This is a genomic window from Pseudomonas sp. B22(2017) (assembly GCF_002113105.1).
Classification (GTDB): Bacteria; Pseudomonadota; Gammaproteobacteria; order Pseudomonadales; family Pseudomonadaceae; genus Aquipseudomonas; species Aquipseudomonas asiatica.
The window spans coordinates 383203-397737 of record NZ_NEJN01000003.1; the positions used below are offsets into that span (position 1 = coordinate 383203).

Genomic DNA, 14535 nt, shown 5'->3' on the forward strand with positions numbered 1-14535 from the left:
TTTCCCATATAAGGGGTCAGACCTTTCTCTTCACGGTCATAAAAAACCTTGCAACATTCAACACCCGAACCTTCGCCGCGCCTCGACGTCCGATCCTGCATCACCCGCGTTTCGAGGTACCCCGCGTGAAAGACATCATCACCCGCAAGTACCGCCTGGTCGTGAAGACCGTCGGCTACATCGGCTGGTCGCTATTCTGGCTGCTGATCTGGGATGTGCTGGTCACCATCGATTTCATGCTGTTCTTCAACAGCAAGTTCACCCTGCCGTTGATCCCGCTGACCTTGCTTGGCTCGGCGCTGGTGGTGCTGGTGAGCTTTCGCAACAGCAGCGCCTACAACCGCTGGTGGGAGGCGCGCACATTGTGGGGGGCGTTGGTGAACAGTTCACGCAGCTTCGCGCGGCAGGCACTGACGCTGATCGATGACCCGGATGATGGCCTGAACCCGGTCAAGGCTACCCTGCTGCGTCGGCATATCGCCTATGTGAACTGCCTGGCGGCGCACCTGAAGGGCGAGCGCTGCCCGGATGAACTGATGGCGTTCATTCCGCCAGCGGAATTCGAGCGGCGCAACCGTTCGAACAATTTCGCCAACGACATTCTGAGTGGTTCGGCGGCGTTGCTGGCGCGGGAGTACCAGGCCGGGCGGCTGGACAGCATTCGCCTGGCAAGGCTGGAATCGACGCTGGTGGACCTGTCCAATGCCCAAGGTGGCATGGAACGGATCGCCAATACGCCACTGCCCTACCCTTACGTGTATTTTCCGCGGCTGTTCATCACCCTGTTCTGCCTGATCGTACCGGTGGGGCTGGTGGAGTCGCTGGGCTGGTTCACGCCGCTGGCTTCGACGGTGGTGGGCTTCATGCTGCTGGCCATCGAGCGGATCGGGACGGATTTGCAGAGCCCGTTCAGATTCAGTGAACACCAGATCCAGATGGACAGCATTTGCGAGACGATTGAGCGGAACCTGGAGTCGATGCAGCGGGAGGCGCAGTGTGGGGAGCTGGCTTAGTGCCAGACCTCAACGGCCCTATCGCCGGCAAGCCAGCTCCCACAGGGGCCGTGGAATCCTGTGACCTTGCACCGTACCTGTGGCTTGCCGGCGAAAGGCTATCTGTCAGGCCCGCACATAGCGCTGGCGCAACACATCACTCAACGCGTCCACCAGCAACACCAGCACCAGCATCCCCATGATCACCGTGCTGGCCTGGGCCTCCTGGAACAGGCTCAAGGTGGTGTACAGCATCTGCCCCAACCCACCCGCACCGACAAACCCCAGAACGCTGGCCATGCGGATATTGTTCTCCCACCGATACAGGCTATAAGCCAGCAACTGCGGCCACAGATTGGGCAAGGTGCCAAAGCAGAATGCCGCCACCTGGCTACCGCCCTGCAAGCGGATGGCCGCCGCCGGCTCCGGCGGTGCGTTCTCCAGCGCCTCGGCAAACAGCCGCCCCAGCACGCCAGCGGTGTGCAGCGCCAACGCCAGGGTACCGGCATTCGGCCCAAGCCCGGCAGCCAGCACCGTCAGCGCGGCCCACACCAGTTCCGGGATGGCCCGCAGGGCATTCAGCAACAACCGCGCACAGGCCTGCAGTGGCCAACCGAACCGGCCAGCGGCCGGCAGCGCCAACAGCATGCCCAGCAGCATGGCCAACAAGGTGCCCAGGCCGGACATGGCCAAGGTTTCCAGCGCCCCATGCGCTACCGCGCGCAGGTGCCCGGCAGACAGGTCCGGGTGCAGAAAACGCCCGGCATACTCGCCCATCTGCCCCAGCCCGCCGTTGCCGACCAGCGCCTGCAAGTCCAGCTCCAGGTATGCGAACGAGGCCATCACTGCAGCCACGATGGCGCCGAGCACCAGCCAGTTGATGACCCGGTTCATGCAAGCCTCCAGCGCAGGAAGCGGCTGAGCAGGTCGGCCAGCATCACCAGGACCAGGAAGGTCAGCAGCATGCTTGCCACTTCCGCTCCCGCGAACATTCGCATCGACAGGTCAATCTGCTGCCCCAGCCCGCCAGCACCGACAAAGCCCATCACCACCGAGGCGCGCACCGCGCACTCCCAGCGGTACACGGTGTAGGACACCACTTCGGAGACCGCACTGGGCAGGATGCCGTAGAAAAACGCAGCCAGGCGGCCACTACCCGCCTGCAGCAAGGCATGCGCCGGGCGCTGGTCGACCGATTCGAAGATCTCGGCATAGACCTTGCCGAGCATACCGCTGTAGGTAATGGCGATAGCCAGCACGCCCGCCGTCGGCCCCAGCCCCACGGCCCGCACGAACAGCAACGCCCAGACGATTTCCGGCACACTGCGCAGGAAAATCAGCAACCAGCGCACTGGCAGGCGTAGCAGACGCGACCACAACCCGGCGCGACCGCCATGTGAGGCGGCACGCAGCGACAAGGCACGGCTGGCCAGCAACCCGGCAGGGACCGCCAGCAGCAACGCCAACGCCATGCCGGCCGTGGCCACGGCCAGGGTCTGCAAGGTGGCCTCATAAAGCAGGGAAAGGAAGTCGGCATCGTGTGCTGGTGGCCAGAAGGCACTGGTGAAACTGGCGATCTGCTGGCGATTCTCCGCTTGCAGCAGGACCGCCGGGTTCAATTCGCTCAGCTGCACGCCAGGCCACAGCACCGCCACAGCCAGCAGGGTCAGCAGCAACCGCGGCAACAGCGCCGGGTCGCGGGCATCAAGTTTCAGCATCGCGGTATCTGCACGGTCAGGGTCGGCCCCTGGCTCGGTGGTGAAGCCAGTTGTTCATTCGCATACAACGCATCCAGCAACTGCTCGGTCACCGCTTGCGCCGGGCAGTCGAACACCACCTGCCCTTCGCGGATACCAATCACCCGCGGGAAGTGCGCCAGCGCCAGGTCCACGGCATGCAGGCTCGCCACCAGAGTGACGCCATTGGCCTGTGCGTGGCGGTTGAGCAAGGCCAGACTGTGGTCAGCCAGCACCGGGTCCATGGCCGACACCGGCTCGTCGGTCAACAACACCTGCGGCCGCTGGTACAGCGCCCGGGCAATGCCCACACGCTGCAACTGGCCACCGGACAATTGCCCGCACTGTACGAAGAGTTTGTCGGCCAACCCCAGCTCGGCCAGTGCCTGGCGCGCCCCCGGCACATCGCAGGGGTACAGCAGGTTGAACAGGCCACGCAGCATGCCCCACTGCCCCAGGCGGCCGGCCAGCACTGCCGTCACCACCCGCTGGCGCGGCGGCAAGGGCGGTGCCTGATGCACCAGGCCTACCCGCGCACGCAGGCGCTGGCGGGCTCTGGAGGACAACGCCCATGGCTGCTCGCCGAGCAGTTCCAGGCGCCCGCTGCTGGGCTGGACGGCGGTCGCCATCAGGTGCAACAAGCTGGACTTGCCCGCCCCCGACGGGCCTATGATGGCGACGCGCTCGCCCTGGCCGATGCTCAGGCACACGGCATCGAGCGCACGCACCTGGCCATGGCGCAGCCCGGCCTCGTGCAGATGGATCGCCACATTGGAAGCCACTGTCGATATCACTTGAGCAGGCCGGCCTCGCGCGCAGCCTGCTCGGTGCCCACGTAGTTCTCAGGTTTGGTCTCGATGAAGCGGCTGGCCGCCTGCAGGTCGAGGATCGCCTTGTGCTCCGGGTTGGCCGGGTCGAGGCCGAGGAAGGCTTTCTTGATCTTCTCTTTCAGCGCCGGGTCCATGTTGCCGCGCACGGTCCAGTTGTAGTCGAAGTAGGTCGGGGTGGTGGCGAACACCTTCACCTTGGCGGTATCGACCTTGCCGGCATCCACCAGCTTCTGCCAAACGCTGGCATTGAGCACGCCGCCATCGACCTTGCCGGCCTGCACCCAGGCCACGGTGGCATCGTGGGCGCCGGAGTAGGCAACGCGACCGAAGTAGTCTTCAGGCTTGATGTTGTCCTGCTTGAGCATGAAGTAACGCGGCATCAGGCTGCCCGAAGTGGAGGAAATGGAACCGAAGGCAAACGACTTGCCTTTGAGGTCGGCCAGGCTCTTCACATCAGGGTTGGCGGTGATGAATTTGGAGGTGAACTGCGCATCCTGTTCACGCTGCACCAGCGGCGTGGCGGCAGGGTCCTTCAAGTGCACCTGTACGAAGGTGAAGCCCCCCAGCCAGGCCAGGTCCAGGCGGCCGGAGGCCAGCGATTCGACTACCGCGGGGTAATCGGCCACAGGCACGAACTTCACCTCCATGCCCAACTGCTTGGCCAGGTACTCGCCCAACGGTTTGAACTTGCGCTGCAGTTCGGTCGGTGCTTCGTCAGGGATGGCGCTGACCCGCAGAGTGTCGGCGGCCTGGGCGACAACGGCACAGCAAGACAGCACAAGGCCGGCGGCGAGCGCCAGAGGGCGTTTGAGCATGAGGTGTTCTCCGGTTCAATAGCGGGGAAATGTCGGCCTATAGGCCGACGACGGGAATTATAAGAGGCGCAGGCGCAAAGGCCAGCTTTGCTACAATCGCGCATCAAATTGACCTCCTGAGGTGCACATGAGCGAGCCGATTCGCCTGACCCAGTACAGCCATGGTGCCGGCTGTGGCTGCAAGATATCCCCCAAGGTGCTGGATGTGATCCTCGCAGAAAGCGGCACCCAGGCTCTGGACCCGAAACTGTGGGTAGGCAACGCCTCGCGCGACGACGCTGCCGTGTACGCGCTGGATGACGAGCGCGGCGTGGTCTCGACCACCGACTTCTTCATGCCGATCGTCGATGACCCGTACGACTTCGGCCGTATCGCCGCCACCAACGCCATCAGCGACATCTACGCCATGGGCGGCGACCCGCTGATGGCCATTGCCATTCTCGGCTGGCCGGTCAACGTGCTGCCACCGGAAGTGGCCCGCGAAGTGATCCGCGGCGGCCGTGCGGTATGCGCCGAAGCCGGTATCCCGCTGGCCGGCGGCCACTCCATCGACGCCCCCGAGCCGATCTTCGGCCTGGCCGTCACCGGCGTGGTCAGCAAGCGTCACCTCAAGCGCAACGACACCGCCAGCGCAGGCTGCCGCTTGTACCTGACCAAGCCACTGGGTATCGGCATCCTCACCACCGCCGAGAAAAAGGCCAAGCTGCGCCCCCAGGACCAGGGCCTTGCCCGCGACTGGATGTGCACCCTCAACACGCCAGGTAGCCGCTTCGGCAAGCTTGACGGGGTCAAGGCCATGACCGACGTCACCGGTTTCGGCCTGCTCGGCCACCTGGTGGAACTGGCCGAGGGCAGTGGCCTTACCGCTCATTTGGACTATGCCGCCGTCCCGCGCCTGCCCAGCGTCGACCACTACCTGGCCGAGGGCTGCATCCCCGGCGGCACCCTGCGCAACTTCGACAGCTATGGCCACAAGATCGGCGCCCTGAGCGACGACCAGAAGCATCTGCTGTGCGACCCGCAGACCAGCGGTGGCCTGCTGGTGGCGGTTATCCCGGAGGGTGAAGCCGAGTTCCTGGCGGTGGCCGCCGAACTGGGCCTGCAACTGGCGCCGATCGGCAAGCTGGTCGAGCGACAGAGCCACGCGGTCGAGGTGATCTGATGCGCCCCGACTGCACCGACTTCCGCCAGTTGTTCCTCGACGACGTGCCGATGATGGACATGCGTGCACCTGTCGAATTTGCCAAGGGCGCCTTCCCCGGTGCCGTAAACCTGCCGCTGATGAATGACCAGGAGCGGCAAAAGGTCGGCACCTGCTACAAGCAGAAAGGCCAGGCTGAAGCCATCGTTCTGGGCCACAAGCTGGTCAGCGGCAAGATCAAGCAGGCACGTCTGGAGGCTTGGGCAAAGTTCGCCGAGGATCACCCGGAAGGCTACCTGTACTGCTTCCGTGGCGGCCTGCGCTCCCATCTTGTGCAGAAAGTGCTGCGCGATGAGAAGGGCATCCACTACCCCCTCGTCGAGGGCGGCTACAAGGCTATGCGCCACTTCCTGCTGGAGACTACCCAACAGGCGGTCGCGCAATGTGATTTCGTGCTCGTGGGCGGCCTGACCGGCACCGGCAAGACCGATGTGCTGCACCTGCTGGACAACGCGCTGGACCTGGAGGGCTACGCCAACCATCGCGGTTCCAGCTTTGGCAAGCGCGCCACTGCTCAGCCAGCGCAGATCGACTTCGAGAACAGGCTGGCCATAGAAGTGTTGAAAAAACGCGCCCGGGGCATCGAGCAGTTCGTGCTGGAAGACGAAGGCCGAATCGTGGGCAGCTGCACCGTACCGCTGGAGTTGTACCAGGGCATGCAGCAATACCCGCTGGTGTGGCTGGAAGACAGTTTGGCCAACCGCGTGGAGCGTATCCTGCGCGACTACGTGATCGACCTGAGCGCCGAGTTCGTCACCCTGCATGGTGAAGAAGATGGCCGGCGGCTATTTGCCGAGACACTTCTGCAGAGCATGGGCAGGATTCAAAAGCGCCTCGGCGGCGAGCGCCATCAGCGGCTGTCGGAAATCCTGCGCCAGGCGCTGGACGAGCAGCAGCGCAGTGGTTCGGTGGAATTGCACCGGGTCTTCATCGAAAGCTTGCTGAGCGAGTATTACGACCCGATGTATGCCTACCAGCGTGCAGCGAAAGCAGAGCGTATCGAGTTTGCCGGGGATGCGGTGGAAGTGCGCGAGTACCTCAAGGCCCGAGCGCTGCGCGAACCGCGCAAGTAAAAACGGGGCCGCTTCGCGCCCCATCGCCGGCAAGCCAGCTCCCACAGGTATTGCACTGCCTGACAGGGTATGCGCTCCCTGTGGGAGCTGGCTTGCCGGCGATAGGGCCAGTACTGGCAGCCTCACTGCCCAGGGCTGAGCACGCGCTCCAGCTCCGCCGCCCGGTCGCGGGTCATGTCCATCACACAGGTCCCACCTTCCAGCTGTGCCATTGTCCCGCCACTGGCCTGCACATGGAACCCGCAATTGCCATCGCGGTAGGCAAGCCACTTGCGCTGCACATCACGCAGGCTCTTCTGCTGCCCGGCATCCAGCTTGCCCATCAATTGCTTGTACACCCGGTTCAAACGCTGGTCCTGCAACTGCGTCTCGGCCCGAATGCACTCGCTCATGGCCACGGTACTGGACGCCTTGTCCATGCACTGCCCGTATCCCGGCGTGTAGTCATCCGCCTGGGCCAGCGGCAGCACACAGGCCACTGCCAGGCCCGTCAGGTAATGCTTGGCCATCAACCCCTCCTTGTGGGTATCACAGCGTCTGTGGCTGTTCCGGCGGCATCAGCACCTTGCCCGGCTCGAAGCGCAGCGATGGCATCTGCGTGGCCGCATACAACGCCACGCCAAGCGCCGCGATCAACACCACATCCAGCCAGCTCCAGCCCGGCATGTCGTCGGCGCTGCGTGCCCTCCAGCAATGCCAGGCCTGGCCCATGCAAAACACCACCATTGCCGCCAGCCACAGGTAGAAACCGGCACCAAAACCGGTCAGGTCATGGAACTCATAGCTCTGATTGTCCGGCAGGCGGTCAATTCCAAAGCTGCTGGCCGCCAGATACACAGCCACCAGCCCGACCAGCAATGCCAGCCGGCGAAAGCGTCGATGGGCAAGGACCGCCAGGGCCAGCAGCGGGTTGGCAAACCACTGGTACAACCCGAAGGGCATACCCCAAGGCCCGTACAACAGCATCTGCAGGGCCGGCATGTGGCGGTCACCACTCATCAGCGCGCCGTCGAAGAACAGTGCGAGCAGGTAAAGCAGCAGGCTGGCGCTCAGGTAGAAAACTGGCAAGAGATTTACTTCCTATGCAACCGGGGGCTCTAGCAGAAGGCCATAAATACCCGAATCGGACAACTCGCCGGCAACGCACCAACGCGCACGCAATGTGCCTTCCAGCACAAAGCCCTGGCGCTCCAGAGTGCGTGCCGAACCTTGGTTGCGCGGGTCGATCTCGCCTTCCAGGCGGCGCATGTGCAGGGTGTGGGCGAGGTAATCGATGAAGCAGGTCAGTGCTTCGTCCATGTAACCCCTGCCCTGCACCGCGCTGGCCAGGCAGTAGCCGATTTCACCACGGCGAGAGACATCGTCGATATTGAACAGCTGGACCATACCGATCAGTTCGCCGTTGTCACGGCGGTACATGCCAAGCTTGAGCTGGTCACCATTGGCATAGGCTTCGCGGTCGGCGGCCAGGGCGCTTTCGGCTTCGGCCAGGTCTTGCCAAGGTGCATGGTGCCAATAGCGCATGACCTCGGGGTCGGCCATGATCGCCAGCCATTGCGCGGCATCGGCATGGCGCATGGGGCGCAATTGCAGACGCGGGCTGTCGAGGCAGAGGTCACTGGGGAAACTGCGGGGTGGGGTCACGCCGGATCTCCTGTCCATTGCTGGGGAGATGACAGTTTAACGTCAAGCGATCGGTTCAAGCATCCCGGGGCTGCTGCGCAGCCCTATCGCCGGCAAGCCAGGCTCCCACAGGTACACCACAGGCCAGGAGCCTTGCACTATACCTGTGGGAGCCTGGCTTGTCGTGGCGACGAACCGCGTCGATGGGCCGCAAAGCGGCCCCAAAAATCGTTCAGGCGCCCCGATTCAAGCCCATTTCCATGTCATTGATCAGCGCCTTGGCCATGGCACTGAGAATGCGCGCCGCGCTGCCAGCGATCTTGTCGCCCTCCATCTCGGCCTCTTCGTTCAAATGCTTGATACAGCCGATCAGCACCGACAATTCATCGAATGCCAGATCAAGCGGTACACCCGGCTCTATCCGGTACAGCTCAAGGAATTTCTCCGCACCTACGGTGGTGCGGGATTTGAGGTGGTCGCTCATGCCTGGGCCTCCTGCGCCTTTATGTGGGCTAACAAGGCGTGCAACAGGGCAGTTTGCGTCGACATGTTTTCGAGAAGGGTGGAACGCAGGTCCGGGGCTTCTGCGTCGAGGTATTGGAGGATGGTGTTGGAGAGAATGTCCATGACCTGGGTAGCCTGGGACTTCGCGGCTTGGTAAGTAAGGTCTGTAACGGGTGGATCAGGTACAAGTTTTTTCATAGTCATCTCGGAAATATTTTCAGAGGCAACCACTCGCATCCTTCTCACAGATAAGGTGGCAGCCGTACGCGAGGTGAGAAGACCAGTGTCCGAGGCACCGGCCAGACCGAAGTCTGCACGCGCACGGCTGCCATAACTGGCAAGCCATCTCGAAACACCGGGCTTCTCACACCCGATCGCCAATTGTGACGACGCCGAAACGTTATCTCTGAGGTAGCTACTTGCCTATCAGACGGCATCCGACTTAGGCCGTAGGATAATTCCTAATCCCTGGCAACCTGAAGCATTTGGTTGCAGGTTCAGAATCTTCTTACAGCTGATGGCCCTTTCGCGGGTAAACCCGCTCCTACAGGGTACGGTGATACCTGTAGGAGCGGGTTTACCCGCGAAAGGGCCGGTACAGGCTAACGAAATACGATCAGGCCACCTCAGCCCCATCATCCGGCCAATGCGGCTCGTTGGCCCCGGGCGGGGTCAGTGGTGGCAGGCCATACGCCGCCCGCGCATCGTCGCAGCTGGGGTTATGCACCCCACCCTCCCACGACGCCTCGAACTCGCGGCAGGGGCTGGAACGGTTGGCGTAGATGGTGCAAGCCACTTCCTGGCCGATCTCGCCCTGCAGGCTGATGCAGCGGCAGGGTTTGGCATCGGTGCCGATCATGGCAACACGGGTGGGGTTGATCTGTACCACCAGGTCGTCCGGCACAAGGCCCCCGGCGGACTGGCATTCGCCCCAGAAAAAGGACACACGGAAGTACCCGCAGCAGGCGCCGCAGTCAAGGCAAGGGTTGTATTCGGACATGATGGCACGGAGGGAAGGTTGTTGTTATCGGGGCTGGCCCGCGGCGCCATTTTCAATCCAAGCCGGGGCGGCTGGATAGAGGGGAATGCAAAAAATATTTGCCGCTGATCCGGCAATTGAACACGGGCGACCAACGACTTCCCCGGCCGCCCGTTCAAGTCAGCGTAATGCCTTGTAGGTGCTGACATCCCAGCGCTGCAGGCCAAGGCCCTCGGTCGGCTCATAGCCATCACCACACACCTTGCTGAAGTGAATGCAGGTCTCGCCGCAATACACCAAGCGGTCGTCATCTTCGCCCTCGGTAAGTACGGTATACGACTCGCTACGCATGGCCTTGTAACGCCCTTCGGCAGCGGCCATGACCATGTGATATCGCATCAAATGCTCGTCGCTCAGGAACAGGCGCCTGTCCAGTTGCACACCCCAGCGGGTCAGGCAGACCTCGGCAAAATGACGAACGATCAATCCCGGCTCCGCCAGTACCTTGCCATCACTCGCACCGTCGATGGAGGCGTTGCCCACCAGCGTGGCGTGGCGGCCTGGTATCGGGTAGATGCATATCCGTGTACTCGGTTCGACCGAAGGGATCACGCAGGCAAAGCCTTTGGATCGCTCGTCCCGCGAATAGAAACCCACATACTCGCGGACATTGCCCGCCAAGGTTACCCGCTGGCTTTGCAGGTTACCGATGCCCGGCACCGGGTCGATGGCGAAGATATTCACAGGTATGTCCCGCAATACAGGGTTCTGAGCCATGGCGTTGGCCAGCATGTGACAACTGATCCCTCCCCTGCTCCAACCCACCAGGTTCACCCGGGTCGGCAAGCGCGGCTTGCGGAACAGGTTGATGATGCGCTCTTGCAGCTCCTGTGGCGTCGGGTGCCGTTCGCCGTAGTCATAGGTGCGCCAGAACCAGGAAGCTGTAGAGGTGGCATCCGGGATCGGAACCCCGGCCTCCTTCAGCCGCTCGTATTCTTCCTCGCTCAGCTTGGTGCGCTGCCAGCTGCTTTCGCCCTTGATCACCTTCAGCACATGGTTGACGTTCTCTTCCCAGCCGCTGCCGAACAACTGGCCGCTCCAGTTGAAATAACCACCGGGCTCGACGAACAGATTGTCATCCTGGAGGTTGCCGCTGCCGGGGCCGTCAACGGCAATCCAGTGAGCGAACTCGCGGCCCTGGTCATTGCTGGCCAGGGTCGAGACCAGCTCACCATTCCAGAAGTTGGGGTTGGCATCGTCGAAGCGGTGGGAGCCGGTGCCGCAGAAATAGGCGGTGAAGACACTCATCTTTCGGGTCTCTGAAGTGAGAAATGAGTGCAGAAAAATAGTTATCTGGGTAGCTGTAGAGCAGCAGGAAAGTGCTCCTACAGGTACGGCGCAGGCCGTGCGGCATGTGCCGTACCTGTAGACATGGGGGCTTACTTACGAGTCAGGCCATCAGCCCGGAACATCTGCCGGATCCCGCGAATCGCCTGGCGAATACGATCCTGGTTCTCGATCAGGGCAAAACGCACATGGTCATCACCATAATCACCAAAACCGATCCCCGGCGACACACACACCTTGGCCTCGGCCAGCAGTTTCTTGGAAAACTCCAGCGAGCCCAGGTGCGCATACTCCGGCGGGATCTTCGCCCATACGTACATCGAAGCCTTGGGGTTCTCGACCATCCAGCCCAGCTCGTGCAGCCCTTTCACCAGCAGGTTACGGCGCTGGCGGTACTGCTCGGCAATGTCTCGTACGCACTGCTGGTCGCCTTCCAGTGCTGCAATGGCAGCCACCTGCAGCGGGGTGAAGGTGCCGTAGTCGTGGTAGCTCTTGATCCGCGCCAAGGCACTGACCAACTCGGGGTTGCCGACCATGAAGCCGATCCGCCAGCCAGCCATGTTGTAGCTCTTGGACAGGGTGAAGAACTCCACCGCGATGTCCTTGGCCCCCGGCACCTGCATGATCGACGGGGCCTTCCAGCCATCGTAGACGATGTCGGCATAGGCCAGGTCATGGACCACCAGCACGCCATACTGCTTGGCCAGGGCCACCACGCGCTCGAAGAAGTCCAGCTCCACGCACTGAGCGGTGGGGTTGGACGGGAAGCCGAGGATCATCATCTTCGGCTTGGGGATCGACTCGCGGATGGCCCGCTCGAGTTCGTTGAAAAAGTCCACGCCCGGCACCAGCGGTACCGAACGCACCTGGGCACCGGCGATCACCGCCCCGTAGATATGGATCGGGTAGCTGGGGTTGGGCACCAGCACCGTGTCGCCCTGGTCGAGGGTAGCCAGCATCAAGTGCGCCAGGCCTTCCTTCGAGCCGATGGTGACGATGGCTTCGCTTTCAGGGTCGATGTCGACCTCGTAGCGTTCCTTGTACCAGTTGGAGATGGCCCGACGCAGGCGCGGGATGCCGCGAGAGGTGGAGTAGCCGTGGGTATCTTCACGCTGGGCGACCTGCACCAGCTTCTCGACGATGTGCGGCGGGGTGGCGCCATCGGGGTTGCCCATGCTCAGGTCGATGATGTCCTCGCCACGGCGGCGGGCGGCCATCTTGAGCTCGGCAGTGATGTTGAAGACGTAAGGGGGCAGACGATCGATGCGCGCAAAGCGGCGCGGCGAACCTGGGTTGGCCATGGCTTCCTCTGAGTACGTAAGCGCCCGGAACCGTCCGAGCGACGCTGGCCGATGTGGCGGCCTGAATCAGAAGATAGTGCCGATACAGGATACCTGTAAAGGACAATTTCCTGTTTTCATAGATCTTTTCAGATGTATTTTTTGAAAATAAGAAATTTATATTCTGCTGTGCCGTCCTTGTTCGCGGGCGAGCCCGCGAACAAGGACGGCACAGAAAAACGCCCATAAAAAACCCCGGCACAGTGGCCGGGGTTTTTCGTGAAACAGGCAGCAGTATCAGCGTGCGTATGTCATCAGCACGTCCGCAGCGGTCTGGCTGTCCACACCCATCATCACGCTCAGGGCAGTGACGGTGAGGATGGAGAAGCCGAACACCTTGCGCGCCCACTTGCTGTCGTCCTCGGCCTTGTAGCCAGCCCAGGCCATGTACAGCCAGTACAGGCCCATGGCTGCTGCCACGGCCAGATAGCCGAGGCCGGCGTAACCGCCGAGGGTAAGCATCAGGGTTGCGAGCACGAAAGCCAGCACGTACAGCACGATCTGCTTCTTCGCCGCGAGGATGCCACGTGCCACCGGCAGGACCGGAATGTTGGCAGCGCTGTAATCCTTGAAGCGGAAGATCGCGATGGCGAAGCTGTGCGGCATCTGCCACAGGCTGAACATCACCAGCAGGGTAAATGCAGCCAGGTCGAAGCTGTTGCTCACGGCGCAATAGCCGATCACCGGAGGCATGGCACCAGACAGGCTGCCGACCAAGGTGCCGTGCACCGATTTACGCTTCAGCCACAGGCTGTAGAAACCGACGTAGACGATGAAGCCGATCAGCGCACAGAACGCCGACAGCGGGTTGGCCTGGACATACAGCAGGCTGAAACCCGCCACCCCGAGCAGGGTGGCGTAGATCAGCGCGAGGGGCAGCGACATGCCGCCCTGGACCATGACGCGGTTCTTGGTGCGCTCCATCTTGTGGTCGATGTCACGGTCGATGCAGTTGTTGAACACGCATCCGGACGCAACCACCAGCGAAGTACCGATCACCACCGCCAGGAACAGGGCGAAATCCACATGGCCCTTCGAGGCAAGGAAGAAACCGCCTGCCACGGAAAGCACGTTACCGAAAATGATCCCCGGTTTGGTGATTTGGATAAAGTGCTTAACGGACATGCAGTCTTACCTCACTTGGCCAACATTTCGAAGTGGATGCTGAACATGATCCACAGCGACAGGCCGACAAGCAGAGCGATCACCAGGGTGGTGAACAGGAACGTCGAAACGTTGTTGCGTTGCTCTTTCGAGCGGTCCATGTGCAGGAAGTACACGAGGTGCACTACTACCTGGATCACGGCCATGGCAACAATGATCAGAACGGTCAGGTTCTTCGGCAGGCTTGGCGACATGGCCAGGCCGAACGGGATCGCAGTCAGGATGATCGACAGGATGAAGCCGATCATGTACGACTTGACGCTGCCGTGGTTACCTTCGTGATGAGTGTCGTGTGCGTTAGCCATTACAGAACTCCCAGCAGGTAGACGACGGTGAATACGCAGATCCAGACCACGTCCAGGAAGTGCCAGAACAGGCTCAGGCAGCTCATGCGGGTCTTGGCGGTCGGCGTGATGCCGTGCTTGTTGATCTGGTACATCATGATTGCCATCCAGATCAGGCCGGCGGTCACGTGCAGACCGTGGGTACCTACCAGGGCGAAGAAGCCCGACAGGAAACCACTGCGGTTCGGGCCGTAGCCCTCGGCGATCAGGTGATGGAATTCGTAGATTTCCATCGCGATGAAGCCTGCACCGAACAGGAAGGTCACAGCCAACCAGCCCAGTACGCCAGCTTTCTTGCCGTCGAACATCTTCAGCATGGCGAAGCCGAAGGTGATCGAGGACAGCAGCAGGAACAGCGTTTCAACAGCTACGAAATCGAGCTGGAAGATGTCATGACCCGACGGGCCGCCGGCAAAACTGCCGGACAGCACCGCGTAGGTGGCGAAGAGCGACGCAAACAGGATGCAGTCGGTCATCAGGTACAGCCAGAAACCGAGTACGGTCATCTGGCCCGAGTCGTGGTGGTGGTCGTCATGCCCATGGTCGTGACCATGAGCAGCACCGTGCATTACTTGACTGGACATTGA

Annotated in this window: 18 protein-coding genes; 3 read left to right on the plus strand and 15 right to left on the minus strand. The window is 62.0% G+C overall.

Annotated features, from left to right (window positions below):
- The first annotated feature begins 125 nt into the window (after positions 1 to 125).
- A complete protein-coding gene (locus tag CAG18_RS09355) occupies positions 126 to 1013 on the plus strand; it encodes a bestrophin family protein (RefSeq protein ID WP_085720782.1) in 888 nt (295 codons plus the stop codon).
- A gap of 105 nt (positions 1014 to 1118) precedes the next feature.
- Here the strand turns inward: CAG18_RS09355 and phnE are convergent, their stop codons facing one another.
- The 4 genes from phnE to CAG18_RS09375 are packed head-to-tail and all read right to left on the minus strand — an operon-like array spanning position 1119 to position 4373.
- Positions 1119 to 1886, minus strand: a complete 768-nt coding sequence (phnE, locus tag CAG18_RS09360) for a phosphonate ABC transporter, permease protein PhnE (RefSeq protein ID WP_015269003.1) — start codon at positions 1884 to 1886, stop codon at positions 1119 to 1121.
- Positions 1883 to 2710 (minus strand): ABC transporter permease, encoded by an 828-nt coding sequence (locus CAG18_RS09365; protein WP_085720783.1) that lies wholly within the window; start codon positions 2708 to 2710, stop codon positions 1883 to 1885. Before CAG18_RS09365 ends, phnE begins: the two co-directional genes overlap by 4 nt.
- Positions 2704 to 3498: a phosphonate ABC transporter ATP-binding protein gene (locus CAG18_RS09370; RefSeq protein ID WP_061303320.1), complete on the minus strand. Its 795-nt coding sequence runs from the start codon at positions 3496 to 3498 to the stop codon at positions 2704 to 2706. Before CAG18_RS09370 ends, CAG18_RS09365 begins: the two co-directional genes overlap by 7 nt.
- Positions 3499 to 3518: 20 nt before the next feature.
- Positions 3519 to 4373, minus strand: a complete 855-nt coding sequence (locus tag CAG18_RS09375) for a putative selenate ABC transporter substrate-binding protein (protein ID WP_085720784.1) — start codon at positions 4371 to 4373, stop codon at positions 3519 to 3521.
- 127 nt (positions 4374 to 4500) lie between these two features.
- Between CAG18_RS09375 and selD the strand changes: the two genes are divergently transcribed.
- Positions 4501 to 5535 (plus strand): selenide, water dikinase SelD, encoded by a 1035-nt coding sequence (gene selD / locus CAG18_RS09380; protein ID WP_085720785.1) that lies wholly within the window; start codon positions 4501 to 4503, stop codon positions 5533 to 5535.
- Positions 5535 to 6647, plus strand: a complete 1113-nt coding sequence (gene mnmH / locus CAG18_RS09385; protein ID WP_085720786.1) for a tRNA 2-selenouridine(34) synthase MnmH — start codon at positions 5535 to 5537, stop codon at positions 6645 to 6647. The genes selD and mnmH overlap by 1 nt, the downstream gene beginning before the upstream one ends.
- A 122-nt stretch (positions 6648 to 6769) precedes the next feature.
- Here the strand turns inward: mnmH and CAG18_RS09390 are convergent, their stop codons facing one another.
- The 11 genes from CAG18_RS09390 to cyoC all read right to left on the minus strand — a co-directional run bounded on the left by CAG18_RS09390 (position 6770) and on the right by cyoC (position 14532).
- Complete coding sequence (locus CAG18_RS09390) at positions 6770 to 7156, minus strand: lysozyme inhibitor LprI family protein (protein ID WP_015268997.1); 387 nt, start codon at positions 7154 to 7156, stop codon at positions 6770 to 6772.
- Between the two features lie 19 nt (positions 7157 to 7175).
- On the minus strand, positions 7176 to 7715 hold the full coding sequence (locus CAG18_RS09395; protein WP_015268996.1) for a hypothetical protein: 540 nt from the start codon (positions 7713 to 7715) through the stop codon (positions 7176 to 7178).
- A 12-nt stretch (positions 7716 to 7727) separates the two neighbouring features.
- Entirely contained in the window at positions 7728 to 8291 is a 564-nt protein-coding gene (locus CAG18_RS09400; protein ID WP_012270565.1) for a GNAT family N-acetyltransferase, read from the minus strand.
- A gap of 211 nt (positions 8292 to 8502) precedes the next feature.
- The gene (locus CAG18_RS09405) at positions 8503 to 8754 is read right to left on the minus strand and encodes a DUF3077 domain-containing protein (RefSeq protein ID WP_015268995.1); all 252 of its coding nucleotides are present in this window, start codon (positions 8752 to 8754) and stop codon (positions 8503 to 8505) included.
- A complete protein-coding gene (locus CAG18_RS27070; protein WP_169774995.1) occupies positions 8751 to 8897 on the minus strand; it encodes a hypothetical protein in 147 nt (48 codons plus the stop codon). The genes CAG18_RS09405 and CAG18_RS27070 overlap by 4 nt, the downstream gene beginning before the upstream one ends.
- Positions 8898 to 9390: 493 nt before the next feature.
- Complete coding sequence (locus CAG18_RS09415) at positions 9391 to 9774, minus strand: YkgJ family cysteine cluster protein (protein WP_003259127.1); 384 nt, start codon at positions 9772 to 9774, stop codon at positions 9391 to 9393.
- A 159-nt stretch (positions 9775 to 9933) separates the two neighbouring features.
- Positions 9934 to 11061 (minus strand): hypothetical protein, encoded by a 1128-nt coding sequence (locus CAG18_RS09420; RefSeq protein WP_085720787.1) that lies wholly within the window; start codon positions 11059 to 11061, stop codon positions 9934 to 9936.
- A 131-nt stretch (positions 11062 to 11192) separates the two neighbouring features.
- A complete protein-coding gene (alaC, locus tag CAG18_RS09425; protein WP_013970982.1) occupies positions 11193 to 12401 on the minus strand; it encodes an alanine transaminase in 1209 nt (402 codons plus the stop codon).
- Positions 12402 to 12677: 276 nt separating this feature from the next.
- Positions 12678 to 13565: a heme o synthase gene (gene cyoE, locus CAG18_RS09430; protein WP_013970981.1), complete on the minus strand. Its 888-nt coding sequence runs from the start codon at positions 13563 to 13565 to the stop codon at positions 12678 to 12680.
- 11 nt (positions 13566 to 13576) lie between these two features.
- Positions 13577 to 13909, minus strand: coding sequence for a cytochrome o ubiquinol oxidase subunit IV (gene cyoD, locus CAG18_RS09435; protein ID WP_003259128.1), 333 nt, complete (start codon positions 13907 to 13909; stop codon positions 13577 to 13579).
- The gene (cyoC, locus tag CAG18_RS09440; RefSeq protein ID WP_023661242.1) at positions 13909 to 14532 is read right to left on the minus strand and encodes a cytochrome o ubiquinol oxidase subunit III; all 624 of its coding nucleotides are present in this window, start codon (positions 14530 to 14532) and stop codon (positions 13909 to 13911) included. The genes cyoD and cyoC overlap by 1 nt, the downstream gene beginning before the upstream one ends.
- Positions 14533 to 14535 lie beyond the last annotated feature (3 nt).